Source organism: Rathayibacter sp. PhB152, assembly GCF_003751395.1.
GTDB classification, from domain to species: Bacteria; Actinomycetota; Actinomycetes; order Actinomycetales; family Microbacteriaceae; genus Rathayibacter; species Rathayibacter festucae.
Genome location: NZ_RJUT01000013.1, coordinates 1 through 26,803 on the forward strand (window position 1 = coordinate 1; position 26,803 = coordinate 26,803).

The following is a 26,803-nucleotide window of genomic DNA, read 5'->3' on the forward strand; positions in this document are numbered from 1 at the left end:
GAACCGGCAACGAGCGCGACCTACGAGCTGTACTCCTCGACGACCGACACGGGCGGGTTCGCGAGCACCGGCAAGACCGTCACCGTGACCACGACCGGGAAGGCGAAGCCCGAGCCCGTCGTCGAGTGGGGACCCGACCTCCGGGTCGAGGGCCGCACCGTGATCGGCACCGTCACCGCGGGCGCGGTCGTGCAGCTGCAGACCATGCCCCAGGACAGCACCGACGCCGACAAGAACGGTCTCCCCGTCTCCGACCCGGTCACCGCGGCGGACGGGCACTTCACCCTCACCGCGAGACCCGACGCGCCCGGCGGCAGCACCCGCCTCGTCGCGACCTTCAAGGACCACACGATCGCCGAGCGCATCGTCCTGGACGGCGGGCCGACCGTCCCGGCGCGGATCCCGGAGAGCGTCGAGGACTCGCCCATCAGGGTCCTCCATGTCACGGCGACGAGCATCGAGGGCACAGTCCCGGCCGGTCAGAAGCTCCAGCTCCGCCTGGGCGAGGACCCCGCGCTGCCCTCGGTCGAGACCGACGCGACGGGCGCCTTCCGCCTCACCTTCGACCGGCCGCTGCCGAACCCGCAGACCATCACCCTCCGCAGCTGGCCCGCCGACAAGCCCTGGCAGGAGACCACCCGCACCGTCACCTGGATCGGACGCGACCAGTGATGTCGGCGCTCCTCAGAGCTTCGGCCAGCGCGCCCGGGCGAAGCAGAACGCGCCGTAGGCGATCAGCCCGACGGCGACGACGCCGAGCAGCACCACGCCGAACGGCAGCTCGGTCAGCGTCTTCAGCGCCTCGTCCAGGCCGCCCGCCTGCGCCGGGTCGTGCGTGACGGCGGCGATGATCACCAGGATCCCGAGCACGCCGAGCACGACGCCCTTCGCGACGTAGCCCGCGATGCCGAGACCGGTGACGACCCGGCCGGCCGTCCCGCCCGGCAGTGCGACGTTCTTGAGGAACTTCTTCGACGCGCCCCGGTAGACGAAGACGCCGCCGACCGCGAGGATCGCGAGCCCGGCGATCACGAGCAGCACCACCCCGCCGGGCGCGGCGAGGACCTGCGCGCTCGCGCTCTCGGACGTCTCGGACGAGTCGGAGCTGCCGCCCATCGCGAAGCGCAGGGTCGTGATGCCGAGTGCGAGGTAGACGACGGCCTTGGCCGCCTCCTTGAGCCGGCTGGCCCAGCGGGACGCGGCGCTGTCGCCGCCCGCCACCAGGAACGCCTCGAGCGCACCCCACAGCGCGAGTCCGAAGAGCCCGATCGCGCAGACCCAGAGCACGACCAGTCCGCCGGGCTGCGCGGCGAGCGAGCCGAGCGCGCCGGACTGGTCGGCCTCGCCCTGGCCGCCGGTCGCGATCTGCAGGGCGATGACGCCGATGAGGACGTGGACGAGGCCGTTCGCGGCGTAGCCCCCGCGGGCGAGCGTGCGCACCGCGGTCGAGTCCTGCGCGTCGTCCGCGGCGCGCTTGGCCTGGGTTCCTGAAGGAGTGTTCACGGTCCGGACGGTACGCGGTTCCGCCCCCGGCGTCGAACCGGGAGCCGGTTGCCCCCTTCCAGGGGCACGGGTTCACCGACCGGACACCTCGCGTTTCCACACCCTCTGCTCGACCGGATCCGCTGCGGGACGGGCGATCCGCGGCGGCGGGCACCGGCGAGGACGCCCGTTCTCCACATCTCTCCACAGGTTTGTCCACAGCTGTGGAGATCTCTCGATCCTCGAGGGAGTCAGGCCGCCCCCGGTGCCGGACCGGCGAGATCGGCGTGGGCGGCGACCGTCTCGATGAAGGCGGCGACGAGCGGATCGGGGTCCGCCCGCGTGAAGGCGCGGACGGCCCGCGTGCGGGCGGGGTCCAGCGGCAGGACGACCCCGCGGAAGCCGCCGTCGAGGATGTTCCGCGGGACCAGTCCGAGCCCGACACCCGCCGCGGCGAACCGGGGGACGGCCGCGGTCTGCGGGGTGCGCAGCGCGACGCGCGGCGTGAAGCCCGCCTCGGCGGCGTAGCGGTCCAGCACTCCCGCGAGGCCGTGCTCGGGAGTGAAGTGCACCCACGGCTCGTCGGCCAGCGCGGCGAGGTCCACCGGCCCGCCATCGGCGAGCGGATGGCCGGCGCGGCCGACGACGACGAACTCCTCCCGCCCGATCAGGCGGGACGGGCCGGTCCACGCCCGCGGCATGGGAGCGATCGCGACGTCGCCGGCCCCCGCGCTCATGGCCGAGACCACCGCGTCGACCGACTGGTGCTCGAGGACGGTGACGCTCGCCCCCGGATGCTCCTGCAGCCAGATCTCGAGGACGCCGGGGAGCACGCCGAGCCCGATCGACGTGACCGTCACGACGTCGATCGTCCCCGTCCGCGCGGCCACGACGTCCGCCGCGGCCGCCAGGGCGCGCTGCGCGTCCGCGACGACGGCTCGGGCCGGCGCCAGCACGGCGCGGCCGAGCGGGGTGAGGGCGACCGCACGCGGGAGCCGGTCGAGCAGGCGTCCGCCGAGCTCGCGCTCGAGGGCGCGGATCTGCTGCGAGAGCCCGGGCTGGGTGACACCCAGCTCGTCCGCAGCCCCGGTGAAGGAGCCGGTGTCGACCACTCGGAGGAGGTACTCCCACTGCCGAACGGTCGCCATAAGCCGAGGTTATCAGGAGCGGAGATAAGAGTACTTTGACTTCTCCTCATCTCCGCGGCACGCTCTCCGCATGACCTCTCTCCTCGATCCGATCGCTCTCGGATCCCTGCCCCTGCCCCACCGTGTCGTGATGGCGCCGATGACCCGGTCGCGCTCCGCCCAGCCCGGGAACATCCCCCGGCGCCTCAACGCCGAGTACTACGCGCAGCGCGCGTCGGCAGCGCTGATCGTCTCGGAGGCGACCCAGATCTCGCCGTCCGGGCAGGGCTACAGCTTCACGCCGGGCCTGCACAGCGCCGATCAGATCGCAGGCTGGCGCCTCGTCACGGAGGCCGTCCACGCGGCAGGCGGGCGGATCTTCGCGCAGCTCTGGCACGTCGGGCGGATGTCGCACCGCTCCTTCCACGACGGCGCGGCGCCCGTCGCTCCGAGCGCCCTCGACTCCGGCGCGCGCGTGTGGGTCAGCGTCGACGGCGTCGGCACGATGGTCCCGACCAGCACACCGCGGGCGCTGACGACCGAGGAGGTCCGCGGCGTCGTCGAGGACTACCGCCGCGCGGCGGCCGCCGCCGTCGAGGCCGGCTTCGACGGCGTCGAGCTGCACGGCGCCAACGGCTACCTGATCGACCAGTTCCTGCGCACGACGTCGAACCACCGCACCGACGAGTACGGCGGCTCCCTCGACGGGCGCCTCCGCTTCGCCGTCGAGGTCGCGACCGCGGTCGCCGGGGAGATCGGCGCCGACCGGGTCGGCCTGCGCCTGTCACCGCAGATCACCGCCCGGGGGATGGACTGCCCCGGGATCGAGGAGACGGTCCTCGAGCTGGCCCGCCGCGTCGACCGGATCGGCTTGGTCTACCTGCACCTCGCCGAGGCCGACTGGGACGACGCCCCCGAGATCCCCGACGCCTTCCGCACCCGGCTGCGCGACGCCTTCTTCGGCCGGATCGTCGTCGCGGGCGGCTACACCCCGGAGCGCGCGGAGCGGGTCCTCGCCGCCGGCCACGCCGACCTGGTCGCGTTCGGCCGGCCGTTCGTCGCGAATCCGGACCTCCCCGCCCGGATCGCGACCGGCGCGCCCCTCGCGGCTCTCGATCCGGACCTGCTCTACGGCGGGGACGCGCGGGGCTACACGGACTTCCCCTCCGCGGACCGACCGCTCGAGAGCGCCGCGACCCGGGGCGGAGCACTCTGATGCGCGCCGTCGCGATCACCCGGCACGGAGCACCCGAGGTGCTCACCGACGTCGAGCTCCCGGAGCCGTCTGCCACCGGCCACGATCTGCTCGTGCGGGTCCGCGCCGTGTCGATCAATCCGGTCGACACGAAGATCCGCGCCTCCGGCCGACGCGAGGCGTCGCCGAAGGTCCTCGGCTACGACGCCGTCGGCTCGGTCGAGGCGGTCGGCGCGGACGTCACGCTGTTCGCCCCGGGCGACGAGGTCTTCTACGCGGGCTCGATCACCCGGCCCGGCACGAACGCGGAGCTGCACCTGGTGGACGAGCGGATCGTCGGCCGGAAGCCCGCCCGGCTCTCCGACGCCGAGGCCGCCGCGCTGCCGCTCACCGCGATCACGGCCTGGGAGCTGCTCTTCCACCGGCTCGGCGTCGAGCGCGGCGGCGGCGGCGGCCGTCGCCTGCTGATCGCGGGCGCGTCCGGAGGTGTCGGCTCGATCCTGGTCCAGCTCGCCGCGCGCCTCACCGATCTCGAGGTGATCGCGACCGCCTCCACCCCCGAGTCGCAGCAGTGGGTGCGCGATCTCGGCGCCCACCGCGTGACCGACCACCGCGACCTCGCGCGGGAGCTGAAGCGCCTGGGACCCGTCGACCTCATCGCCTCGCTGACCGGGACGTCGGTCAACCTCCCCGCGTTCGTGGACGCGATCGCCCCGCAGGGCGCGATCGCCGTGATCGACGATCCGGCGGTCCTGGACGTCGTACCGCTCAAGCGGAAGTCGGTGTCGGTGCACTGGGAGCTGATGTTCACGCGCCCGATGTTCGCGACGGCGGACCTCTCCGCCCAGCACGACCTCCTGCAGGAGGTGTCCGGACTGCTGGACGAGGGGGTGCTGCGGACGACGCTCGCCCGCGAGCTGTCCCCTCTGAACGCGGCGACGCTCGCGGAGGCGCACCGCCTGGTCGAGGCCGGCGGACGCCCGGGCAAGGTCGTCGTCAGCGGCTGGGAGTGACGCGCCGGCGGCGCGATCACACGTCGATCGCGCGGACCAGCCCGTCCTGGACGCTGCCGAGCCAGTCGTAGACCGCGCGGATCGCCTGCCCGGTCTCGTCCTCGGGCTCGACGTCGTCGGTGTCGACGATGCCGAGGCGGGCGGCGAGGGCGAGGCGCATGTCGGTGAGCCCGCGGAGCCAGGACAGCGCCTGCGGCGGCTCGAGCCGGACGGCGACCTCGCCGAGACCGGCGAAGACGCGGGCGTGGCCGGAGCCCTCGCCGGCGTCCAGCGCGGCGGTGATCGCGCGGGCGTCGTCCATCTTGCGGCCGGCCAGATCCGGGGCGGTGAAGCGGCGGAACTCGGCGGCGGCCTCCTCGTCGTCGCGGTAGGCGTCGGGCAGCAGGCGCGCGAGCGCGGGGTCGTTGCGGGCGTCCTCAGAGGTGCCGCGGTCCAGCAGCTCGAGCATCTCGCCGGCCAGGTGGCGGAGGATCCCGGCCTCCTCGCGGTCGAAGCGGGCGACGGCGGCACCGGAGGAGTCGCGGCGGAAGGAGCGCATCAGGGCCTGCCCGCCGTCAGTCGGCCGGTCATGCGTCGGCCTTCTGCAGCGTCGCCCACAGGCCGTAGCCGTGCATCGCCTCCACGTGCCGCTCCATCTCCTCGCGGTTGCCGGTCGCGACCACGGCGCGCCCCTCCGTGTGCACCTGGAGCATGAGGCGCTCGGCCTCGGCGCGCCCGAAGCCGAAGTAGCTGCGGAACACGTAGGACACGTACGACATCAGGTTGACCGGGTCGTCCCAGACGAGCACGACCCAGGGCACCTCGGCGGCCGAGCGGGTCGCCAGCCGCTCGTCGGCGCGCTCGATCGTGTCCACCATCCCTCCAGCCTAGGTCGCGGCGGCAGGCGGACGCCTGCTGGCCGAGGAGCCGCGCAACGGCTTCCCCTGCCGACCGCGCTGCCGGGCAGCGGCGCCCCCATGCTGGTCGAGTAGCCGCCGCAGGCGGCGTATCGAGACCCGGCCTCTGCAGAACGGTGGATCTCGATACGCCCGCTCCGCGGGCTACTCGATCAGCACGGTGCGCGCGAAGCGCGCTCCTCGATCAGCAGCATGCGCGCTCCTCTTCAGCGGATCTCATGCCGACAGGCGCGGCAGCACCTCGCGGGCGAAGAAGTCGAGGTGGTCGAGGTCCTGGAGGTCCATGAACTGGAGGTAGACGCGCTCGGCACCGGCCGCGCGCAGGGACTCGAGGCGGTCGACGGTCTCGTCGACCCCGCCGGCGACGCCGTGCTCGCGCAGCTCGGCGGGCTCGCGGCCGATCGCCGCGGCGCGCCGGACGAACTCCGCCTCGTCCGCTCCGCCGACCGCGATCAGCGCGACCGAGTGCACGAGCGAGGACGGCTCGCGCCCGATCGCGGCGCAGGCCTCGTCGACGCGCGCGAACGCACCGGGGATCGCGTCGAACTCGGGGAAGGGCAGGTTGAACTCGCTGGCGAAGCGGGCCGCGAGCCGCGGGGTCCGCTTGGGCCCGCCTCCGCCGACGATCACCGGCAGCGGCAGCCGCGCGGGCTTGGGCAGCGCGGGCGAGTCGGTCAGCGTGTAGTGCTCGCCCGCGAACGAGTAGCGCTCGCCGACCGGCGTCGACCAGAGGCCGGTGACGATCTCGAGCTGCTCCTCGAGCAGGTCGAAGCGACGCGGCGGGAAGTCGATGCCGTACGCGGCGTGCTCCTCCTCGAACCAGCCGGTGCCGAGCCCGAGCTCGACGCGGCCGCCCGACATCGCATCGACCTGGGCGACCTGGATCGCGAGGATCCCCGGCGGCCGGTAAGTGACGGAGGAGACGAGCGTGCCGAGTGCGATCCGCTCGGTCTCGCGCGCGAGGCCTGCGAGGGTCGTCCACGCGTCGGTCGGGCCGGGGCCGGGGTCGCCGTCGCCCATCCGGAGATAGTGGTCGGAGCGGAAGAAGCCGTCGTAGCCGAGGGCTTCGGTGGCCTGCGCGACCGCGAGGAGATCCTCGTAGCTGGCGCCCTGCTGGGGTTCGGTGAAGACTCTGAACTGCACGGGTCCAGCCTCGCGCACGCCGGTCGCCGCGGTCGGGACCGACCCGCCCGCAGGGCCCCCGGGACCCTCGATCGGGGACCTTGCGCCACCGGGCGGCCGACCGCGCTCGCGACCGCCCGTGTACCGTGGCAGGTTGCCGCCGACGAGAGGACCCCATGTCCGACAAGCCTTCCGCCCCGGACACCGCCGTCCCGCCCGCCACCGCCACCGCGGTGAGATCGCCGCACGGCCTCGCCCGCTGGGTGTTCTGGCCCGCCGCTGTGATCACCCTGTCGATCGCCGCCTTCGCGATCATCGCGCCGGACGCCGCCACCAGCGTGTTCGCCTCCCTGCAGACCACGGTCGTCAACACCTTCAGCTGGTACTACGTGCTGATCGCCGCCGTCTTCGTCGCCTTCGCGATCTGGATGGGCGTCAGCCGCTTCGGCGACATCAAGCTGGGCGCCGACGACGACGAGCCCGAGTTCTCGATGCTCTCCTGGATCTCGCTGCTCTTCGCGGCCGGGATGGGCATCGGCCTCGTCTTCTACGGCGTCGCGGAGCCGCTCACCCACTTCGCCACCCCGCGCCCCGGCGTCACCGGCACCGAGACGGAGCTCGCGCAGAGCGCCATCTCGCAGACCTACCTGCACTGGGGCGTGCACGCCTGGTCGATCTACGTGGTCGTCGGCCTCGCCCTCGCCTACGCGATCCACCGCCGCAAGCGACCGGTGTCGATCCGCTGGGCGCTCGAGCCGCTGCTGGGCCGTCGCGTCCGCGGCGGCTGGGGCAACGCGATCGACGTGGTCGCGCTCGTCGGCACGATGTTCGGCGTCGCCACCTCGCTCGGCCTGGGCGTCACCCAGATCTCCGCGGGACTGGAGGCGAGCGGCATCGTCGACTCCTCGCTCACCGTGCAGATCATCGTGATCGCTGTCGTGACCGCCCTCACCGTGTTCTCGCTCGTCTCCGGTGTCGGCAAGGGCATGAAGTGGCTCTCGACCGGCAACCTGCTGCTCGCCGCCGCGCTGCTCGTGTTCGTGCTGGTCGCCGGCCCGACCCAGTTCCTGCTGCGCGAGTTCGTGCAGTCGCTCGGCAACTACCTGCAGAACTTCATCGGGCTGACCTTCACCGTCAGCGCCTACGCGGGCCAGGAGGGCGAGGCCTGGCAGGCGTCCTGGACGACCTTCTACTGGGGCTGGTGGATGTCGTGGGCGCCGTTCGTCGGCATCTTCATCGCCCGGGTCTCCAAGGGCCGGACCGTCCGCGAGTTCGTCGCGGGCGTGCTGCTGGTGCCGACCATCATGACCTTCCTCTGGTTCAGCGTGCTCGGCGGCACCGCGCTCTTCCGCGAGCTGTACGGCGACGGCGGGCTCGTCGGCGCCGACGGCTCGGTCAGCACCGACGCGGCGCTCTTCGAGATGCTGCAGGGCCTGCCCGCGGGCTCCGTGCTCACGGTCGGCGCGATCATCCTGATCGGCGTCTTCTTCGTCACCTCCGCCGACTCCGGCGCCCTGGTGATGTCGATGATCGCCACCGGCGGCGACGCTGAGCCGCGCAACCGCATCCGCATCTTCTTCGCGCTCGCGACGGCGCTGCTCGCGCTCTCGCTGCTGATCGCGGGCGGCCTCGACGCGCTGCAGACGGCCGCGATCCTCTCGGCGCTGCCGTTCAGCGTGGTGATGATCCTGATGTGCGTGGCGACAGTGATCGCCTTCCGGAGGGAGATCCGCGCCTATGACAAGGCCCGCCGGGCCGCCTTCGTCGGCGACATCGGCTCGTTCTACGGCCTCGAGGTGGAGGAGCCGCTCGAGCGCGAGCCGGCGCACCCGCTGAAGCGGCTCGCGCAGCGCATCAAGCCGGGGTCGACCCCGCGGGAGTAGGCGCGCGATCAGGCTGGTCGAGGAGCCGCCACAGGCGGCGTATCGAGACCCACGGTCACCAGCAGAGCGGAACTGCCGACTCCACTTCCGGCGGTGGCGGATCTCGATACGCTCGCTTCGCGGGCTACTCGATCAGCATGCAACCGCATCCGCCGGAGCATGCTGGTCGAGTAGCCGCCGCAGGCGGCGTATCGAGACCCGGCGAGGTACCCGCTTCGTGCCCGGTCGGCGGGAAGGCGCGCTGCCCGTACGATCGCCTCGCACGAGACCGACGTCCCGCCCGAGGAGCACCCGCATGACCGATCCCCGCCCGCTGCTCTTCAACGCGTTCGTGATGAACACGCCCTCGCACATCCACCACGGCCAGTGGCGGCGGCCCGGGGCGAGGCCCGGCGCGTTCGAGGACCTCGGGCACTGGATCGAGGTGGCGAGGACGCTCGAGCGCGGGGTGTTCGACGCGATCTTCTTCGCGGACGTCGTGGGCACCTACGGCGCGGTCGGCGCCTCGCTCGAGGTGAACGCGCGCGAGGGCCTGCAGCTGCCGAACAACGACCCGTCGATCCTCCTCGCCGCCCTGATCGGCTCGACCGAGCACCTGGGGCTCGCGATGACCAGCTCGATCCTGCAGGCGCACCCGTTCGAGTTCGCGCGGCGGATGTCGACGCTCGACCACCTCTCGAAGGGCCGGGTCGCCTGGAACATCGTCACCAGCTACCAGGAGAACGCGGCCCGCAACTTCGGCCTCGACCGCCTGACCGAGCACGACGACCGCTACGCGCAGGCCGAGGAGTACCTCGACGTCGTCTACAAGCTGTGGGAGGGGTCGTGGGACGACGACGCCTCGGTCCGCGACCAGGCCGGCGCGTACTCCCGTCCGGAGTCGGTGCACCGGATCGACCACGCCGGCGCGAGCTACCGGGTCGAGGGGCCGCACCTGTCGGCGCCGTCGTCGCAGCGCACGCCGTTCCTCTTCCAGGCCGGCTCCTCCCCCGCCGGTCGGGCCTTCGCGGCCCGGCACGCGGAGGCGCAGTTCGTCGGCGGCTCGACGACGGAGCAGACCCGCGAGCTGATCGCCTCGACGCGGGCGCTCACGGAGGCGGCGGGGCGCCGGGGCGACGACGTGCTGTTCTTCTCGCCCCTGTCGGTGATCGTCGGCAGCACCGAGCGCGAGGCCCGCGAGCGCGAGGCCGAGCTCGGCGAGTACAGCAGCGTTGACGCCCACCTGCTGCACGCGGGACTGAGCGTCGACCAGGCCGACGGGAAGCCCTTCCCGCCCGAGACGAGGCTGCGCGACATCGTCACCAACGGCAATCGCAGCACACTCGAGTCGATGATCCGGCTGCTCCCCGACCGGGACGCGACCGTCGCGGACCTGGCGCGACTCACCGTCGGCCGGCACCAGCGCGTCGTCGGGACGCCCGAGCAGATCGCCGACCGGCTGTCGGAGCTGCGCGATGCGGGCGTCGACGGCATCAACCTCAACCACTGGTCGCTGCCCGACAGCTACGTCGAGTTCGTCGACGAGGTGATGCCAGTGCTCCGCGCCCGCGGCCTGGCACGGTCGGAGTACGCGCCGGGCGGGCTCCGCGAGCGGCTGACCGGAGCCGCGCGGCTCAACCCGCGGCACCCTGCGGCGCGCTACCGCGGGGCGTTCCGCGGCTGACGGAGGTCGACCGCCTCGTCACCGGCCGCTCGGATCGACGTCAGCCGCTGAGGGCGTGCACAGATGAGGCTGGAAGCGGCGGATCGAGCGTTCAGAGCCGATCCGGCCCTTCCAGCCTTAGTTGTGCACGCGCCGGGCCGGAGCCCGGTCCCTCGCTCAGCTGGGCGAGGGGACGAAGGGGTGCTCCGGCGGGTCCTGGTCGTCGTCGAGACGCGCGTCGTCGTCGAGGCGGGAGTCGGCGCCCTCGTCGGTCGCCTCTCCGGTCGCCTCGGTGTCGTCGACCTCGGCCGGGTCCTCCGGGGGGACCGGCAGGGAGTCGGCGGCGGGACGGGTGGTGTCGGTGACGTCCTCGGGGGCGTCGAAGCCGAAGCTGCTCATGGTGTCCTCTCCGCGGCGCACCGGGAGGCGGCGCCGCTGCGGGCAGCCTAGGTCGCGCCTCCGGGCCCGGTCACCTGCTTGACGACGCCGCCCGCGGCGAGCACCTCCGGCACGCGGAACCGACCTGGGCACGCGGAATCGTGCGCTTCGCGCGAGCCGGACGTGATTCGGCGTGCCGAACATCCCGCCGGGAGGCGAGTGGAACCCTCCGGCACGCACGACCGACTCCGGCACGCCGGACCTCGCGATTCCGGCGAGCCGGACGATGTTTCACGAGCCGGAGGTCGGCGAGCGCGGACCGCAAGGGAGCGAGCGGAAGCACGCGGCCGCTGCGACCGTCAGTGCACGTACTCCAGCAGGTCGACGCCCAGCGTGCGCATGCCGTCGAGCACTGCGAGGCGGTAGCGCAGGCTGGAGTCGTCGAACTGCGTGATGACGGCGTAGGCGACGCCGGCGCGCGGGCCGCGGAGCACGCCGACCTCGGCGCGGACGCCGACGTCGGTGCCGGTCCGGTTGACGAGCAGGACGCCGTGGTCGGGCTGCCGGTGCGAGAGCGCGTCGAGGCCGAAGGCGGAGGCGACCATCGACAGGTCGCTGTTCAGCGAGAGCCAGCCGATGACGCGCGAGCTGACCGCGGGGTCGACGACCTCGCCGTTCGCGAGGGTCGCGAGCAGCCAGGTCAGCTCGCTGGCCGAGCCGATGGAGAGCTGCGGAGCGTCGTCCGGACCGCGCTCGTCGCGGACGACGTCGAGCAGCGCGGTGCGCGAGAGGCCGAGCGCCTCGGCGCGCTCGCGGACGGCGTCCAGTCCGACGCGGCGCAGGAGGACGTTGGTGGCCAGGTTGTCGCTGGTCGCGCCGACGAGGGCGGCCAGGTCGGCGATCGGCATCGACGGGATCTGCAGGTGCTGCCAGATCCCCGTGCCGGTGACGGCGTCGGCGGCGGTGCGGTCGACGAGGCGCAGGTTCTCCTGCGGGTCGGTGGCGAGCCGCGCCGCGACCTCGACCAGGAGCACGATCGTGCCGACGGACGCCGTCGGCATCGAGACGGAGTCGTCGACCGCGAAGAGCGCGCGGCCGGTGCCGAGGTCGACCGCGCGCGCCGACACCACGACGCCGTCCAGGGCGAGCCGGCCGAGCGCGTCGAAGCCGCGCTGGAAGTCGTCGTGGTCGTAGTCGCCCTTGTGCCGGCCGCGGCGGGCGCGACGACTCTCGCGACGGGTCTCGTGGGCGGGGATCACCACGGCTGCGGCCTCTCTCCGGGTCGGTGGAACGGTCGGTGCGGAGGGGAGGAGCGGGGTCCACCGCGACGACGCGTCGGTGGACGGACGGCGCGGGAGGCATCGGTCGGCTCTCGATGCCCGCCGCTCGCCCGTGGTGCGGGACGGCAGTCGGCGGCGACTACCAGATGGCGACGCGCTCACTCGGCGGGAGCCAGAGGGAGTCGCCTTCGGTGACGTCAAAAGTAGCGTAGAACTCGTCCAGGTTCCGGACGATCTGGTTGCAGCGGAACTCCGACGGCGAGTGCGGGTCGATCGCCAGCAGGCGGATCGTCTCCTCGTCGCGCGCCTTCTGCTGCCAGGCCTGCGCCCAGGAGAGGAAGAAGCGCTGCGCGCCGGTCAGGCCGTCGATCACGGGCGACTCCTCGCCGTCGAGCGAGAGCAGGTAGGCCTTCCACGCGATGCCGAGGCCGCCGAGGTCGCCGATGTTCTCGCCGATGGTGAGCGCGCCGTTGACGTGGTGGCCGGGCGTCGTCGCGGGGGCGAGGGCGTCGTACTGCGCGATCAGCGCCTTCGTGCGCTCCTCGAACGCGGCACGGTCGTCCTCGGTCCACCAGTCGGTGAGGCGGCCGTCGCCGTCGAAGCGCGAGCCCTGGTCGTCGAAGCCGTGGCCGATCTCGTGGCCGATCACCGCGCCGATCGCGCCGTAGTTGGCCGCGGCGTCGCGGGACTCGTCGAAGAAGGGGAACTGCAGGATCGCGGCGGGGAAGACGATCTCGTTGAAGCCGGGGTTGTAGTACGCGTTGATGGTCTGCGGCGTCATGAACCACTCGTCGCGGTCGAGCGGCTTGCCGATCTTGCCGAGCTCGCGGTCGAACTCGAAGGCGGCGACGCGCCGGGCGTTGCCGACCAGGTCCGCCGGGTCGATCGAGAGGGCGGAGTAGTCGCGCCAGCGGACCGGGTAGCCGATCTTCGGCGTGAACTTCGCGAGCTTCTCCAGCGCGCGCTCGCGGGTGTCGGCGCCCATCCACTCGAGGTCCACGATCGAGCGGCGGTAGGCCTCGATCAGGTTCGCGACGAGGACGTCCATCGCGGCCTTCGCCGTCTCGGGGAAGTGGCGCTCGACGTAGATCCGGCCGACGGCCTCGCCGAGCGAGCCCTCGACGAGCGAGACGGCGCGCTTCCAGCGCTCGCGCTTCTGCGGCGTGCCGGTCAGGGTACGGCCGTAGAAGTCGAAGTTGGCGTCGACGAAATCGCTGGAGAGGTAGGCCGCGGCGCCGCGGATCACCTGCCAGGACAGCCAGTCGCGCCAGGCGGGGAGGCGGTCGTCGGTCAGCAGGCCGGCGAGCCCCTCGAGGAAGCTCGGCTGGCGCACGACGACCTCGGCGAGCGCCCCCTCCGGCGCGCCCATCGCGGTCAGCCAGACGCCGAGGTCGATGCCGGCGGCGAGCTCGGTGACCTCGGCCCAGGAGCGGAGGTTGTAGGTGGCCTGGCTGTCGCGGCTGCGCACCTTGTCCCAGTGCACGGCGGCGAGGTCGGTCTCGAGCGCGACGATGCGCTCGGCGCGCGACTCCGGCGAGTCGAGGCCGGCGAACCCGAGCATCCGGGCGACGAAGGGCAGGTACGCCTCGCGGACGGAGGCGAACTCCTCCTCGCGGTAGTAGCTCTCGTCGGGCAGGCCGAGGCCGCCCTGGTTGACGAAGACGAGGTAGCGCTCGGGGTCGCCCGGGTCGTTGTCGACGAAGAGGCCGAAGAGGCCGGGGACGCCCGCGCGCTCGAAGGCGCCGACGGCCTGCAGCAGCCCGGCGATCGAGTCGACGCGCTGCACGGCCGCGAGGTCGTCGGCGAGCGGAGCGGCGCCGAGCTCCTCGGCGCGCTCCTCGTCGAGGAAGGAGGTGTAGAGGTCGCCGAACATCCGCGCCTCGGTGCCCTGCGGGGCGGACTGCGCTTCGACGATGATGTCGCGGACCGCCTTCTCCGCCTCCTCCTGGAGCACGTGGAAGGAGCCGTAGCGTGCCTTGTCGCTCGGGATCTCGGTGCGGTCGATCCACAGGCCGTTGACGTGGCGGTAGAGGTCGTCCTGCGGACGCGTCGCCGGGTCGAGTTCGGAGAGGTCGATACCGGAGCGAGGCGTCGTCGAGGTCATGGCGTCAAGCCTACGTCGGGGGTCGGACACCGCGGCCCGCGGGCGCGAGTCCGGCTCGCACAGCGAGGTCGGCCTGGAGCCGACGCGTGGCGTCACGGCGTGGACGCACCCCGTTTCCGGCAGTAGGGTCGTCGCATAACCACCCGGATGTCTCGACTACCGGGCGCGGCCCCCGACTCGTCGGGGGCCTGCTTCGTTCTCGGCCCTCCTCGCCGGGCCGCGCGTCGATGACGGAGGGCCGCCAGGGCCGTCCGTTCGCAACTTCCGACGCGTGGACACCTTGGCACGCCGAGTCCGGCCGATCGGACGCGCCGCAGCGGCTTCCGCCGGCCCGAGGTTCACCAGTCGCAGCTCCGGCACGCGGAACCGCCTCCGGCACGCGGGAACAGGCCGATCCGACGAGCCGGAGCGGATTCCGCATGCCGGAGGTGGACCAGTCAGAAGTCGGGCACGAGAGAACACCTCCGGCTCGCGAGAACCGGACGATCCGGCGAGCCGGCGCGGATTCTGCGAGCCGGAGGTCAGTCGGTGATCAGCCGGTGGGGCAGCCCCGGCAGGAGGCGGCGGCTCAGCCGGCGAGCTGCTCCTCGACGTACGCGCGGATCGGGGTGGTCGGGCGGCCGATGAGGCGGGCGAGCGAGCCGTCGGTCTCGCCGAGGAGGCCGTCGGCGATGTTCGCGTCGAGGCCGACGACGAAGCCGACGCCGCCCTCGGGGACGCCGGCCTCGGTGAGGATGCGGGCGTGCTCGGCGGAGTCGACGTGCGTGATCGCGGCGTCGCGGCCGGCGACCTCGCCGACGAGGGCCGCGAGCTCGTCGAAGCTCCAGGCGGTGTCGCCGGAGAGCTCGTGCACCGAGCCGACCAGGGACGCGTCGAGCAGCGCGACGGCGGCCGCCTCGGCGTAGTCGGTGCGGGCGGCGCTGGAGACACGGCCGTCGCCGGCGCTGGAGAGGGCGGTGCCGGTCGAGGCGAGCTCGGCGACGGTCTGCGCGTAGTTCTCGTTGTACCAGCCGTTGCGGAGGATCACGGCGGGGAGGCCGGCGGCGGCGATCGCCTCCTCCGTCGCCTTGTGCTCGGGGGCCAGGATCAGCGGGCTGGTGGTCGCCTTCGGCGCGCTCGTGTAGACCAGGCGCGCGCCGGCACGGGCGGCAGCCTCGATCGCGGCGGTGTGCTGCGCGACGCGCTTGCCCACCTCCGAGCCGGAGACGAGCAGCACGGCCTCGGCGCCGGAGAAGGCGGCGTCGAGCGAGGCCGGGTCCTCGAAGTCGGCGACGGCGGTGCGGACGCCGAGGTCGGCGGCGAGCGCCTCGAGCTTGGCGGCGTCGCGGCCGGTGGCGACGATGTCGGAGGCGGCGGTGCCGCGGGCGAGCAGGTGCTCGACGGCGAGACGGCCGAGGTGGCCGGTGGCTCCGGTGACGACGAGGGTCATGAGGGTGGTCCTTCCGTTCGGGAGACGGCGGGTGGGGCGCCGTCGGAGAGGGGAACCGGGCCGCACCGCCAGAACTTCCCGGAATGCAGTACCCACTATTTTGTTAGTACTCCTGTGACCATCATCCAGAGCCCCCTCCTCACCGGCGACGTCTACTCCGCCGACTGCCCGAGCCGCGAGGTCTTCGGCCATGTCACGAGCAAGTGGGGCGTGCTCGTGCTCGCCGCCCTGGCCGAGCGCGGCCTGCGCTGGGGCGAGCTGCGGCGGCGGATCGGCGGCATCAGCGAGAAGATGCTGGCGCAGACCCTCCGCACCCTCGAGGAGGACGGCTTCGTGCACCGGGAGGCGCACGCCGTCATCCCGCCGCGGGTCGACTACGCGCTGACCCCGCTCGGCGCCGAGCTGGCCGAGCGGCTGCTGCCGGTCGTCGAGTGGATCGCGGACAACGTCGGCGCGGTGCTGGCCGCCCGGGACGCCCGCCGGAGCGACGAAGGATAGCCTCACCTTCTTGTGAGAACGTTCACATTCCGTTCAGGGAGAGGCCTCCGCTGAGCGGGATGCGCGTCCCCTCGCACTGGTCCACTCGATCGCACTGCCTGCCGATCGAAGGACCTCGCATGACCGACACCGCCCGCCGCCCGCTCCTCCTCCCCATGGCGGGGCACGTGCGCGGCAAGCGCAGCCCCGTCACCTGCGCCCTGAAGTGCGCCAACGCGTGCTCGACCGCCGCCTGCAACACCTCGCACAACAGCTCGTTCCGCGACATCGTCGCGCGCCAGATCTCGCGCCGCAGCGCGCTCGGCCTCGGCCTCGCCGGCGCGGTCACCGTCGCCGTCGCCTCGGCCGGCGGCGCCCCCACCGCCGAGGCGGCCGTCGCCGGTGCCGCGGTCGGCGGCTCCCCGCTCGCCTTCACCCCGATCGCCCCGGTGCCGTACACGGTCGACGAGTTCACCGTCCCCGAGGGCTTCGCCTGGCAGCCGATCATCCGCTGGGGCGACCCGCTCTTCGCCGACAGCCCCGCGTTCGACATCCGGAACCAGACCGAGGCGGCCCAGGCCGCGCAGTTCGGCTACAACAACGACTACACCGACATCGTCGAGATCCCCGGCTCGAAGCGCCTGCGCGCCCTGCTGGTCGTGAACCACGAGTACACGAACGAGTCGATCATGTTCCCGGCCGCGCAGCTCGAGGCCGAGCCCGAGCGGATCCGCGCCGTCGGCCGCGCCGCCCACGGCCTCAGCGTCGTCGAGCTGGTCCGCACCGCCGTCGACCGCCCCTGGGCCTACGTCCAGGGCTGCGAGCACAACCGCCGCTACCTGCTGGACACCCCGTACGAGGTCACCGGCGCCGCGGCCGGCTCGGCGCTGCTGAAGACCGCCGCCGACCCGACGGGACGCTCCGTCCTCGGCACGCTCGGCAACTGCTCCGGCGGCACCACGCCGTGGGGCACGATCCTCTCCGGCGAGGAGAACTTCAACGGCTACTTCCGCGCCACCGCGACCAGCGACGCGGAGAAGCGCTACGGCCTCGCCGACGCCGAGACCGCCCGCCTCTGGGAGCTCGACGACCCGCGCTTCGACGCCCGCACGCCCGGCTACGAGAACGAGCCGAACCGCTTCGGCTGGATCGTCGAGTTCGACCCCTTCGACCCCGAGTCCACCCCGAAGAAGCACACCGCGCTCGGCCGCCTCAAGCACGAGGGCGCGAACGTCATCCTCGCCCCGGACGGCCGCGTGGTCGCCTACCAGGGCGACGACGAGCGCTTCGACTACCTCTACAAGTTCGTCTCGAAGAAGCGCTACATCGAGGGCGACCGCGCACACAACAAGACGCTGCTGGAGGAGGGCGACCTCTTCGTCGCGAGCTTCACCGGCGACTCCCCCGTCGCCGAGATCACCGGCACCGGCGCGGTCCCCTCGGACGGCGGCTTCGACGGCATCGGCGCCTGGCTGCCCCTGGTCCTCGACGGCGCGTCGATGATCGCCGGCATGAGCGTCGAGGAGGTGCTCGTGCACACCCGCATGGCCGCCGACATCGCCGGCGCGACGAAGATGGACCGCTGCGAGGACGTCCAGCCGAGCCTGGTCAGCGGCCGGATCTACGTGGCCTGCACCAACAACTCCAACCGCGGCACCGAGGGCAAGGAGGGGCCGACCGAGGTCAACCCGCGCACCGAGAACCGCGACGGCCACATCGTCGAGATCATCGAGGACGGCGGCGACCAGACCGGCCGCACCTTCACCTGGAACCTGCTGATGCTCTGCGGCGACGTCGCGCAGGGCGACACGGTCTACTTCTCCGGCTTCCCGGTCGACCAGGTCTCGCCGATCTCCTGCCCGGACAACCTCGCGTTCGACTCGGTCGGGAACCTCTGGATCTCGACCGACGGAGCCCCCAGCGGCATCGGCTACAACGACGGCCTCTTCAAGGTGGCGCTCGAGGGCGCCGAGCGCGGGCGGGTGGAGCAGTTCCTCTCGGTCCCGCGCGATGCCGAGACCTGCGGCCCGATCGTGCACGACCAGGACCAGCACGTGTTCGTGGCCGTCCAGCACCCGGGCGAGGAGGGCACCTTCGAGGCGCCGAGCTCGTACTTCCCGGACTTCGCTTCTGCGGGAGTCGTCGCCGCGGGTGCCGTCGCGGCGCCGCGCCCGGCGATCGTGCAGATCCTGCCGGCGTCGCAGCTCGTGACGCCGACGCCCACGCCGACCGCGGTTCCGACCGCGGGGCCGACGGCCGGACCGACCGCTGCGCCCACCGCCGGGCCGACCGCCGCGCCGACCGCTGTTCCGACCGTCGCGCCGACCGGCACGCCCGTCCCCCTGCCCGTGGGCGGCGGCACGACCGGCGGACTCGCCTCGACCGGTGTCGAGAGCGTCGGCCTCGTCGCCGGCGCCGCCGCCCTGCTGACCGCGGGTGCGGCCGCACTGGGTCTGGGCGCGCGCCGCCGCGCGGCTGGCACGGAGGCCGAGCCGGAGGCCTGATCGGGGACGCAGGTCCGTTGTGCAGGCGATCCGACGCTCGGCGGCGCACTCGACGCGGTGGCAAGTGCTTTCCGCGGCCGGTCGCCTGCACAACGGACTGACGCCTGCACATCGGACGGGCACCTGCACAACGGGGGCCTGCACACCGGGGCCTGAGGGGTGCGCTAGGTTGAGCGCGATGTCGACCCTCCGGAGCCGCGAGTCCGCGGTCATCGTCGCTGTGCAGCGCTCGCCGCTGGCACCGCCCCTGCGCCCGATCGCCCGCTGGCTCAGCTTCTTCGGCGAGCACGCCGCGGGCTGGCTGCTGCTGGGCGTGGTCGGTGCGTTCGCCGATCCGTCCCGCTTCTGGGCGTGGGCGCTCTGCGACGTCGCGATCGTCGTGGCGCACGGGCTGTCGATCGTGATCAAGCGCGTCGTCCGGCGGCCGCGTCCCCTCGGCGAGGGCGTCGAGGTGCGGGGGACGGCGCCGAGCAAGCTCAGCTTCCCGAGCTCGCACGCGTCCTCGACCACCGCCGCGGCGATCGTGTTCGCCGTGATGCTGCCCGCGCTGTGGCCGCTCGCCGTCCTCGTCGTGCTGGTGATGCTGCTGTCGCGCATCGTCCTCGGGATGCACTTCCCGACCGACGTGCTCGCGGGCGCGGCGCTCGGCACGCTCGCGGCGCTGGCCGCGCTGCCGTTCCTACCGCTGCTCTCGTTCTAGCTTCCGGGCGCGGGGGCGTCTGCCGTCCGTTGTCCGATCTGCAGGCGATGCGCGCATCCGTCTTCCGCGCCTCGCGGTGGAAGGCGCCTTCCGCATCGGATCGCCTGCAGATCAGATGGGAGCCTTCCTCAGAGGAGGCGGCGGGCCGAGGCCCAGGCGGTCAGCTCGTAGCGGGAGGAGAGCTGGAGCTTGCGGAGGACCGCGGAGACGTGGGACTCGACGGTCTTCACCGAGATGAAGAGCTCGGCGGCGGCCTCCTTGTAGGCGTAGCCGCGGGCGATGAGGCGCATCACCTCGCGCTCGCGGGCCGAGAGGCGGTCGAGCTCGTCGACGGACTCCGCCTGCTCGCCGCTGAGGGCCCCGAACGCGTCGAGGACGAAGCCGGCCAGGCGCGGTGAGAAGACGGCGTCGCCGCCGGCCACCGCGAGGACCGCCCGGCTGACCTCGGCGCCGGAGCTCGCCTTGGTGATGTAGCCGCGGGCGCCGGCGCGGATGACGCCGACCACGTCCTCCGCCGCGTCGGAGACGCTCAGCGCCAGGAAGCGCACGGCGTCGAGGTGCGCGGCGCTGCGGCGCAGGACCTCGGCCCCGCCGCCGCCCGCGCCGCCGGGCAGGTGCACGTCGAGCAGCACGACATCCGGACGCTCGGCCGCGACCAGCGCGACGGCCGAGTCGACGTCGGCCGCCTCGCCCACGACATCGAGCTCGGGGGCGAGATCGGCGCGCAGGCCGGAGCGGAAGATGGAGTGGTCGTCGACCAGCACGACGCGGGTCACCGCTCGGCCCCCGCCGGCAGGCGCAGGTGGACCTCGGTGCCCGAGCCGCCCGCTCCGGGCCGCACGGTCGCGCTGCCGCCGGCGCGCGCCATCCGGCCGACGATCGACTCGCGGATGCCGAGGCGGTCACCGGGGAGCGCGCCGAGGTCGACTCCGGGGCCGCGGTCGCGCACGAACACGTCCACCCCGGTGGCCGACGACTCCACGTAGACCGAGACCTCGCCGCCCGCGTGCCGAGCGGCGTTGAGCATCGCCTCGCGGGTCGCCGCGAGCACGGGGGCGGCGCCCGGCACCGAGGCCCCCACCGCTACGACCTCGAGCGTCGCCGGCCAGTCGAGCTCGATCGCGGCGGCGATGGCGCGGATCTCGGCCGCCAGGTCGTTCGCGACCGGGACGTCGCGCTCGAAGAGCCAGTCGCGCAACTCCCGCTCCTGCGCGCGGGCGATGCGGGCGACCTCGCTGGAGGCGCCCGCCCGGTTCTGGATCAGCGCGAGGGTCTGCAGCACCGAGTCGTGCAGGTGCGCGGCGATCTCGGCGCGCTGCTCCTCGCGGACCCGCGCCGCGCGCTCGCCCATCAGCTCGGTCCACAGCGTGACGACCCGGGGCGCGGCGAGCACGCCCGCGGCGACCAGGAGGACGCCGACGGCGAGGACCGCGTTGACCGCGCTCGGGCGGGCCGTGAGCACGGCGGCCCCGGCGACGACGAGCACAGCGCAGGCGGCGAGGCGGACCAGGACGGAGGAGCGCGCCGAGCGGGACGGATCGCCGCGGTCGAGTCCGAGACTCCAGGCGACGGCGCCGCCGGAGAGCACCGCGACGGCGGCGAGCGCCCGGGTGACGTCGGTGTCGTCACCCCCGCGCAGTGCGACCACGACCGAGAGCGTCGCGGCCCCGGCGACGCCTACCAGCAGCACGGCGACCGGGACCGACCGCCGCACACCGACGGTCTGCGCACCGGAGTCCGCGCCCGCGTCGCGCAGGGGCACCAGCGCCCAGAGCCACAAATAGAGCAGCGCACCGCCGCCGCCCAGCAGCGTCGCGACGATCATGAGGAAGCGCACCGTCCCCGGGCGCAGGCCCAGGTGCTCGGCGAGCGCCGCGCACACGCCGCCGAGGACCATCCGGCGCGGGCGGCGCAGCGGAGGCCGGGCCGAGGCGGGCCGGCCCGCGGACGATCGGCCCGGGGACGGCCGACGCCGCGGTGGGTGCGCCGCGGTGCTCGGGAGGGTGGGTGTGCTCACCCCTGCATCCAAACAGGTCGTCGGGGTCGCCGGGGCGGGAGTCGGGGTCGGATCAGGGGTTCCCCCGATGGTCGGCGGCTGTGGAGGAGGGTCACACTCGAGCCATGACAGCAGCGAGCACGACCCCGCCGGACCCGGCGCAGGAGACGGCGGGCGATCCGCCGACGCCGGACCCGACCGCCGGAGCAGGCGATCCCGGGAACGGCACCCCCGGGACCGGCACCCCCGGCCCCGGCGCCTCCGCACCCGGCCCCTCCTCCGAGAACCGCTTCCTCCTCTGGCTGCGCTCCCTCGATCTCGCCCGCCGGCCCGGCTGGGTCGGCGGCGTCTGCTCCGGCATCGCCGATCGCCTCGGCATCGACCCGCTGATCGTGCGCGGGATCTTCGTCGTGGTCGCCGTCCTCGGCGGCCCGGCCTTCCTCTTCTACGCGGCGGCCTGGCTGCTGCTTCCCGACGAGGACGGCGTGCTGCCGGTCGAGGAGCTGCTCCGCGGCCGCCTGACCCGCGTCCACGCCGGGATCGGCGCCCTGGTGCTCGCCTCGATGCTCCCGGTCGCGCAGGGCTTCTGGTCGCTCGGCGGCGCGTACACCGGGGCGGTCCCCTGGGCGCCCGCCACCGGCCGCGCCCTCTGGACGGTCGTCGTCCTGGTCCTCATCGTGCTCTTCGTGGTCTGGATCGCCCGCCGCTCGGGCCGCACCGACCCGGCGCCCCCGCCGTACGGAAGCCCCGAGGGACCCGGCGCCTCGACCGCCGGCTACCCCGCCCCGAAGGGCGAGCCCGCGAGCGGCGCTCCCCTCCTCCCTCCGCAGCGCCCGACCGAGGCGCGGCCCAGCACCCCGGAGGACCTCGCGCTGTGGCGCGAGCGCCAGGAGGAGTGGAAGGCCGAGCGGGAGGCGTTCCGCGCCCAGGAGAGCGCGACCGCCCGCGAGACGGCCCGGGCCCGTGCCGAGGAGTCGCGCCTCCGAGCCGCCGCGATCACCGCGGCGCGCCTCGAGCGGCGTCGGCTGCACCGCGAGGCGAACCCGCGGCTGCGGAGGAGCGTCACCCTGCTCGTGCTCGGCCTGGCCGCCGTCGTCGGCGCGATCGCGTCGCTCACCGTCTCCGGCTCGACCGCGACAGTCGTCGGCTTCAGCGTCGCGACCCTGGTGCTCGCCCTGGCGATCGTCGCCGCGGGACTGCTGCGCCGGCGCGCGATCCTCCTGATCGCGGTCTCGGTGATCACGGTGCTGACAGCCTCGACCGCATCGCTCGTCCCGCCCGATCGCCAGCTGCTGCCGATGCTCAGCTCGTACGGCCTCTCGAACGCGGTTCCGGGCAGCTACGCGATGGTGGCGGGCGACCTGCAGATCTCGATCGACCCGTCGCTGGGTGCCCCGGGGGAGGTGATCGACGTCTGGCAGGGCGCCGGGAACATCACCGTCATGCCGATGGCGGGGGCGGCGGTCCGCCTCGAGGCGTCCACGGCCAACGGCTACTACTGGCTGACGACCGCTTTCGCCGACGGCGACGTGGGCTCCGAGCCGGAGAACGTCGAGTACAGCCGCGACGGAGCCACGTGGACGCAGACCTTCGGCGACCCGGACGCCGAGCCGGTCGTCGTCCGGATCGCGCAGGGCCGCGGCGGGGTCACCGTCTACGACCGGACCGCCGAGGACTCGACCAGCGGCGCCGCACTCGACCAGGACGGCACTGCGACCGCGGAGCCGACCTCGGGGGCGACCGCTGCCGCGACCGACCTCCCGACCCCGACGGACACCGGCAGCACGACTGACCCCACCACGACGGACCCCACCACCCCGACAGACCCCGGCACCCCGCCCGGAACCGACAGCACGACCCCGACGGAGGTAGGACGATGACCGCGCAGAGCACCACCGCCACGCAGACCAGCACCGCCACCGAGACCGCGAAGCGGCCCAGGATCCGCGCCGGCGCGATCGTCTGGGGGCTGGTCCAGGCCGCCGTCGCGGTCCTCCTGCTCCTCCTCGCCGCCGACGCCGGGCTGCGGACCGCCGTCGTCGACTGGGCGCTCTCGCTCGGCCCGGCCGGAGCCGCCGCGATCGCGATCGCCGCGCTGGGGACGATCGCCCTCCTGATCGGCCTCGTCCGGGTCCTCGACCGGCGCTGACGAGCGGCAGCAGGGCAGGAAGGCGACCGACGTCCGTGGGGAGTCGGGTCTCGATACGCCCCTGCGGGGCTGCTCGACCAGCATGCAGAGACGCCCCTGCGGGGCTGCTCGACCAGCGTGCAGGCGGGCGTCTCTTCCCAGGAGATCGGGTCGCGGAGCCACGCACCCGCCACCCGCAACCCTCTAGGCCGAGGCCGGACACGAGCGCAGACTCTCCGTCCGGCCTCGACCGCGCGCGCGAGCGCCCGCGCACGGACAGGCGCCTCCCCCTCCCCGAATCGAGACCGCCGATGCCCGACGCCGCCCGCAGGACGCTCTGATGGAGCTCGGCATCGCCGCCGTCATCAGCGTCGAGGAAGAGAACCGCTCCCGCTCTCGCGGCCATCGATGATGCTCATCGCGCGCCTCCGAGCCAGAGTCCTGTCGCTGCGGCGATGACGCTGAGGAGGAGCATGCCGAGGGCGTTGGTGACGGAGGCGAGGCGGCGTCCTTCGGCGAGGAGGCGCACGGTTTCGAGGCTGGCGGTGGAGAAGGTGGTGTAGCCGCCGAGGAAGCCGGTGCCGAGGACGAGTCGCCACGATTCGGGGGCGATGCCTGCGAGTGCGAGGCCGGTGACCAGGCCGAGGAGGAGTGATCCGGTGACGTTGATGACGGTGGTGCCCCAGGGGTAGGCGCCGCCGGTGCGGGCTTTGATGAGCCCGTCGAGGAGGAGCCGTGTCGCGGCTCCGATTCCACCGGCGAGGGAGAGTGCGAGGAACAGTGCTGGTGTCATGCCGGCACCTTCCTCTGCGTGCGTCGCCGGTGGAGTGCTGCGGCGAGGGCGATCCCTGTCCAGGACGCGAGGGCACCGAGGAGGACGGTGCCGAGCGCGTAGAGGGCGGCGGGTGCGGGGTGTCCTGTGGTGACCAGGTGGGCGGTGTCGGTGGCGAGGGTGCTGTAGGTGGTGAAGCCTCCGAGCGCTCCGGTACCGAGCAGCAGTCGTGCGGTGCGGCGTCGGCCCTCGTCGCTGCCGGCTCTGGCGAGGCCCTCCAGGAGCACGCCGAGCAGGAGCGCGCCGACGATGTTGATGGCGAAGACGACGGTGTCGAAGGCAGGACCGGCGGGGGACGCGAGGGTCAGGCCCTCCCGCGCCCCGGTCCCGACCGTGCCGCCGGCGGCGACGAGGAGGAGGTACCGCAGGCGCAGGTGCACGGGTCGTGGCGTCCCGTCGGGGGCGTCGTCGACGTCGAGGTCGCTGTCGACCGGCAGCTCGGGGTCGGGGTCCGGGGGGCGGTGACGGTGGAGGTCATCGGTCACGAGGAGTGGGGCCTTTCGGGAGGGGGCGGGTCAGTGGGTGAGGCCGTAGTGCAGCGCGGGGTCGAGGTGCTCGATGTCGACGAGGCGGTTGTACTTCGCGACCCTCTCACCGCGCGCGGGGGCGCCGGATTTGATCTGCCCGACTCCGGTTCCCACCGAGAGGTCGGCGATGAAGGTGTCGAGGGTCTCGCCGGAGCGGTGGGAGACCATGCAGCGCATGCCGGCGTCGTGCGCGGCCGCGATCGCGTCGAGGGTGCCGGTGATGGTGCCGATCTGGTTGGGCTTGATGAGTGCGGCGTTGGAGTAGCCGTTGCGGGCTCCGTCGCGGATGCGGTCGGCGTCGGTGACGTAGAGGTCGTCTCCCACGAGCTGCACCCGGTCGCTGATGGTGTGGGCGAGGAGGGCCCAGCCCTCGTGGTCGTCCTCGGCGAAGCCGTCCTCGATGCTGCGGATCGGGTAGTCGGCGATCAGCTTCTCGTAGTAGCGGGCGAGTGCGTCGCGGTCGAGGTCGGTGCCGGCGACGGTGTAGTGGCCGTCGCCGTGGAAGAAGCCGTTCGCGGCGGGATCCATCGCGATCGCGATGTCACCGGTGCCGGGCTGGTATCCGGCGTCGGTGATCGCTGCGACGAGGAGGTCCAGGGCGTCCTCGGGCCGGTCGATGGGGGGCGCGAAGCCGCCCTCGTCGCCGAGCCCGGAGGTGCCGTAGGCGGTGCGGACGCGGGCGGCGAGGGCGTGATAGATCTCGGCGCCGACCTGCACGGCCTCCTCCTCGGTGCCGGCGGAGACGGGGGCGATCATGAACTCTTGGAAGTCGAGGCCGTTCGCGGCGTGCGCGCCGCCGTTGATGACGTTGAAGTGCGGGACGGGCAGGGAGGCGGTCGCCCCGGTGTGATCGGCGATCCACCGGTGCAGGGGCAGGCCGGTGCGCGCTGCGAAGGCGCGGGCGGCCGCGATGGAGACGGCGACGACGGAGTTCGCTCCGAGGCGGGCGAGGTTCGCGGTTCCATCCAGTGCTCGCAGCGCTTCGTCGATCTCGCGAAGCGAGGTCCAGGAGTGCTCGAGCAGGAGGGCGCGGATCTCGCCGTCGACGGCCGCGACAGCGGAGCGGACTCCGCGTCCGCCGAACGCGGGGCCGCCGTCGCGCAGCTCGACCGCTTCGAACGCGCCGGTCGAGGCGCCCGCGGGGGCGGAGGCGTCCAGGACGGTGTCGTCGTCCAGACGCAGGGTGACAGCGACGGTCGGGAAGCCGCGGGAGTCGAGGATCTGCCGTGCGGCGACGTCGGTGATGACCAGCGGGTGTCCGGCGGGGTGGGCGACGTACTCGCCCGATCCGTGGATGCTGGTGCGGGTGTGGCTGATGTAGGCGTTCATCAGGTTCCTCCTTCGTGGGCGAGCGTGATCGCCGCCCGGTCGGCTCTTGCGGGGTCGAGGTAGCGTCCGCTCCTCGAGATCGGTGTCCCGGACGGCCCGGTGTCGTACAGGTACGGCTGACCGGTCGGGATGTTCAGATCGCGGACCGCGGCATCGCCGAGGTCCTCGAGAAGGGCGCGCAGCGCGCGCAGGGAGTTGCCGTGCGCGACGATGAGCACCGTCTCGCCCTCCTCGAGGGCGGGCACGATGCGCTCCTCGAGGAGCGGCTGCAGTCGGTGGACGACGTCGCGCAACGACTCCGCCTCCGTCATCGCCTCGGCCGGCTGCCCACGGAACGCCGCAGACCTGTGCAGCTGCGCGAAGGCGGCGGGGGACAGAGCAGGCGGGCGGACGTCCATCGACCGGCGCCACTCCAGGAAGGCGTCGGCCCCGTACCGGGCTCTGACGGCGCTTTTCGACAGGCCGGTGAGCGCTCCGTAGTCGCGCTCGTTCAGCCGCCACTGGGCCGTGACGATCCGCGACCGCCCTGGAAGGGCGCCGACGATGATCCGGGCCGATTCGGTGGAGCGTTGCAGGGTCGACGTGAGGATCAGATCGGGGTCGATCGATGCGTCCCTCAGCAGCGTCGCGGCCTGTCGCGCTTCGTCACGTCCGAGGTCGGTGAGGGGGACGTCGAGGACGCCGCAGAAGAGACCGTCGGCGTTGCCGGTGCTCTCACCGTGGCGCACGAGGACGAGCGGGGGATGCGCGGGCACGGGT

25 protein-coding genes are annotated in these 26,803 nt (G+C 73.3%); 10 read left to right on the plus strand and 15 right to left on the minus strand.

Translation table 11 applies throughout. The annotated features are described in order from the left end of the window. Nucleotides 1–672 (plus strand): hypothetical protein (locus EDF36_RS21485; protein ID WP_185020583.1); only part of this gene is annotated, 672 nt, incomplete at its 5' end. A 12-nt stretch (nt 673–684) separates the two neighbouring features. On the opposite strand, the gene EDF36_RS20480 is transcribed toward EDF36_RS21485, so the two are convergent. Together EDF36_RS20480 and EDF36_RS20485 are read right to left on the minus strand one after the other, a co-directional pair. After that, on the minus strand, nt 685–1,503 hold the full coding sequence (locus EDF36_RS20480; protein ID WP_185020584.1) for a DUF1206 domain-containing protein: 819 nt from the start codon (nt 1,501–1,503) through the stop codon (nt 685–687). Nucleotides 1,504–1,733: 230 nt separating this feature from the next. Beyond that, complete coding sequence (locus tag EDF36_RS20485) at nt 1,734–2,630, minus strand: LysR family transcriptional regulator (RefSeq protein ID WP_123734433.1); 897 nt, start codon at nt 2,628–2,630, stop codon at nt 1,734–1,736. Nucleotides 2,631–2,700: 70 nt separating this feature from the next. Between EDF36_RS20485 and EDF36_RS20490 the strand changes: the two genes are divergently transcribed. Both EDF36_RS20490 and EDF36_RS20495 read left to right on the plus strand, forming a co-directional pair. Continuing rightward, entirely contained in the window at nt 2,701–3,825 is a 1,125-nt protein-coding gene (locus EDF36_RS20490; protein WP_123734434.1) for an alkene reductase, read from the plus strand. Then, on the plus strand, nt 3,825–4,817 hold the full coding sequence (locus EDF36_RS20495) for a zinc-binding alcohol dehydrogenase family protein (protein ID WP_123734435.1): 993 nt from the start codon (nt 3,825–3,827) through the stop codon (nt 4,815–4,817). Before EDF36_RS20490 ends, EDF36_RS20495 begins: the two co-directional genes overlap by 1 nt. A gap of 16 nt (nt 4,818–4,833) precedes the next feature. Here EDF36_RS20495 and EDF36_RS20500 read toward each other — a convergent pair whose 3' ends face one another. The 3 genes from EDF36_RS20500 to EDF36_RS20510 form a co-directional block, all read right to left on the minus strand. Continuing rightward, the gene (locus EDF36_RS20500; protein ID WP_123734436.1) at nt 4,834–5,355 is read right to left on the minus strand and encodes a DUF2017 domain-containing protein; all 522 of its coding nucleotides are present in this window, start codon (nt 5,353–5,355) and stop codon (nt 4,834–4,836) included. 28 nt (nt 5,356–5,383) lie between these two features. After that, on the minus strand, nt 5,384–5,674 hold the full coding sequence (gene clpS, locus EDF36_RS20505) for an ATP-dependent Clp protease adapter ClpS (protein ID WP_123706048.1): 291 nt from the start codon (nt 5,672–5,674) through the stop codon (nt 5,384–5,386). Nucleotides 5,675–5,929: 255 nt separating this feature from the next. Beyond that, nucleotides 5,930–6,856, minus strand: a complete 927-nt coding sequence (locus tag EDF36_RS20510; RefSeq protein WP_123706049.1) for an LLM class F420-dependent oxidoreductase — start codon at nt 6,854–6,856, stop codon at nt 5,930–5,932. A 155-nt stretch (nt 6,857–7,011) separates the two neighbouring features. On the opposite strand from EDF36_RS20510, the gene EDF36_RS20515 reads away from it, so the two are divergent. Together EDF36_RS20515 and EDF36_RS20520 are read left to right on the plus strand one after the other, a co-directional pair. Then, entirely contained in the window at nt 7,012–8,718 is a 1,707-nt protein-coding gene (locus tag EDF36_RS20515; protein ID WP_123734437.1) for a BCCT family transporter, read from the plus strand. Between the two features lie 295 nt (nt 8,719–9,013). Further along, on the plus strand, nt 9,014–10,381 hold the full coding sequence (locus tag EDF36_RS20520; protein WP_123734438.1) for an NtaA/DmoA family FMN-dependent monooxygenase: 1,368 nt from the start codon (nt 9,014–9,016) through the stop codon (nt 10,379–10,381). A 156-nt stretch (nt 10,382–10,537) separates the two neighbouring features. On the opposite strand, the gene EDF36_RS20525 is transcribed toward EDF36_RS20520, so the two are convergent. The 4 genes from EDF36_RS20525 to EDF36_RS20540 form a co-directional block, all read right to left on the minus strand. Then, nucleotides 10,538–10,759, minus strand: a complete 222-nt coding sequence (locus EDF36_RS20525; RefSeq protein ID WP_123734439.1) for a hypothetical protein — start codon at nt 10,757–10,759, stop codon at nt 10,538–10,540. Nucleotides 10,760–11,097: 338 nt separating this feature from the next. Then, complete coding sequence (locus EDF36_RS20530) at nt 11,098–12,000, minus strand: serine hydrolase (RefSeq protein WP_123447174.1); 903 nt, start codon at nt 11,998–12,000, stop codon at nt 11,098–11,100. Between the two features lie 157 nt (nt 12,001–12,157). Further along, nucleotides 12,158–14,122, minus strand: coding sequence for a M13 family metallopeptidase (locus tag EDF36_RS20535; protein ID WP_123734440.1), 1,965 nt, complete (start codon nt 14,120–14,122; stop codon nt 12,158–12,160). A gap of 568 nt (nt 14,123–14,690) precedes the next feature. Continuing rightward, nucleotides 14,691–15,551, minus strand: a complete 861-nt coding sequence (locus EDF36_RS20540; protein ID WP_123734441.1) for an NmrA family NAD(P)-binding protein — start codon at nt 15,549–15,551, stop codon at nt 14,691–14,693. 114 nt (nt 15,552–15,665) lie between these two features. On the opposite strand from EDF36_RS20540, the gene EDF36_RS20545 reads away from it, so the two are divergent. From EDF36_RS20545 to EDF36_RS20555, 3 genes are all read left to right on the plus strand, one after another. Continuing rightward, complete coding sequence (locus EDF36_RS20545) at nt 15,666–16,049, plus strand: helix-turn-helix domain-containing protein (RefSeq protein WP_123447177.1); 384 nt, start codon at nt 15,666–15,668, stop codon at nt 16,047–16,049. Between the two features lie 119 nt (nt 16,050–16,168). Beyond that, nucleotides 16,169–18,532: a PhoX family phosphatase gene (locus EDF36_RS20550; RefSeq protein ID WP_123734442.1), complete on the plus strand. Its 2,364-nt coding sequence runs from the start codon at nt 16,169–16,171 to the stop codon at nt 18,530–18,532. Nucleotides 18,533–18,710: 178 nt separating this feature from the next. Continuing rightward, on the plus strand, nt 18,711–19,232 hold the full coding sequence (locus tag EDF36_RS20555; RefSeq protein ID WP_123447180.1) for a phosphatase PAP2 family protein: 522 nt from the start codon (nt 18,711–18,713) through the stop codon (nt 19,230–19,232). A 128-nt stretch (nt 19,233–19,360) separates the two neighbouring features. Here the strand turns inward: EDF36_RS20555 and EDF36_RS20560 are convergent, their stop codons facing one another. Next, nucleotides 19,361–20,008, minus strand: a complete 648-nt coding sequence (locus tag EDF36_RS20560; RefSeq protein WP_123447181.1) for a response regulator transcription factor — start codon at nt 20,006–20,008, stop codon at nt 19,361–19,363. Continuing rightward, nucleotides 20,005–21,249 (minus strand): ATP-binding protein, encoded by a 1,245-nt coding sequence (locus EDF36_RS20565; protein ID WP_260300831.1) that lies wholly within the window; start codon nt 21,247–21,249, stop codon nt 20,005–20,007. Before EDF36_RS20565 ends, EDF36_RS20560 begins: the two co-directional genes overlap by 4 nt. 104 nt (nt 21,250–21,353) lie before the next feature. On the opposite strand from EDF36_RS20565, the gene EDF36_RS20570 reads away from it, so the two are divergent. Together EDF36_RS20570 and EDF36_RS20575 are read left to right on the plus strand one after the other, a co-directional pair. Continuing rightward, the gene (locus EDF36_RS20570) at nt 21,354–23,108 is read left to right on the plus strand and encodes a PspC domain-containing protein (RefSeq protein WP_123734444.1); all 1,755 of its coding nucleotides are present in this window, start codon (nt 21,354–21,356) and stop codon (nt 23,106–23,108) included. Next, the gene (locus EDF36_RS20575) at nt 23,105–23,377 is read left to right on the plus strand and encodes a hypothetical protein (RefSeq protein ID WP_123447184.1); all 273 of its coding nucleotides are present in this window, start codon (nt 23,105–23,107) and stop codon (nt 23,375–23,377) included. Before EDF36_RS20570 ends, EDF36_RS20575 begins: the two co-directional genes overlap by 4 nt. 394 nt (nt 23,378–23,771) lie before the next feature. Here EDF36_RS20575 and crcB read toward each other — a convergent pair whose 3' ends face one another. Genes crcB through EDF36_RS20595 form a run of 4 tightly spaced genes read right to left on the minus strand, consistent with a single transcriptional unit; the run spans nt 23,772 to nt 26,799 of the window. Next, on the minus strand, nt 23,772–24,149 hold the full coding sequence (gene crcB / locus EDF36_RS20580) for a fluoride efflux transporter CrcB (protein WP_123734445.1): 378 nt from the start codon (nt 24,147–24,149) through the stop codon (nt 23,772–23,774). Next, entirely contained in the window at nt 24,146–24,673 is a 528-nt protein-coding gene (locus EDF36_RS20585) for a CrcB family protein (RefSeq protein WP_260300832.1), read from the minus strand. The genes crcB and EDF36_RS20585 overlap by 4 nt, the downstream gene beginning before the upstream one ends. Nucleotides 24,674–24,703: 30 nt before the next feature. Continuing rightward, nucleotides 24,704–26,044: a phosphopyruvate hydratase gene (gene eno, locus EDF36_RS20590; RefSeq protein ID WP_123734446.1), complete on the minus strand. Its 1,341-nt coding sequence runs from the start codon at nt 26,042–26,044 to the stop codon at nt 24,704–24,706. Next, on the minus strand, nt 26,044–26,799 hold the full coding sequence (locus EDF36_RS20595; protein ID WP_123734447.1) for a 2,3-diphosphoglycerate-dependent phosphoglycerate mutase: 756 nt from the start codon (nt 26,797–26,799) through the stop codon (nt 26,044–26,046). Before EDF36_RS20595 ends, eno begins: the two co-directional genes overlap by 1 nt. Nucleotides 26,800–26,803: the final 4 nt, after the last annotated feature.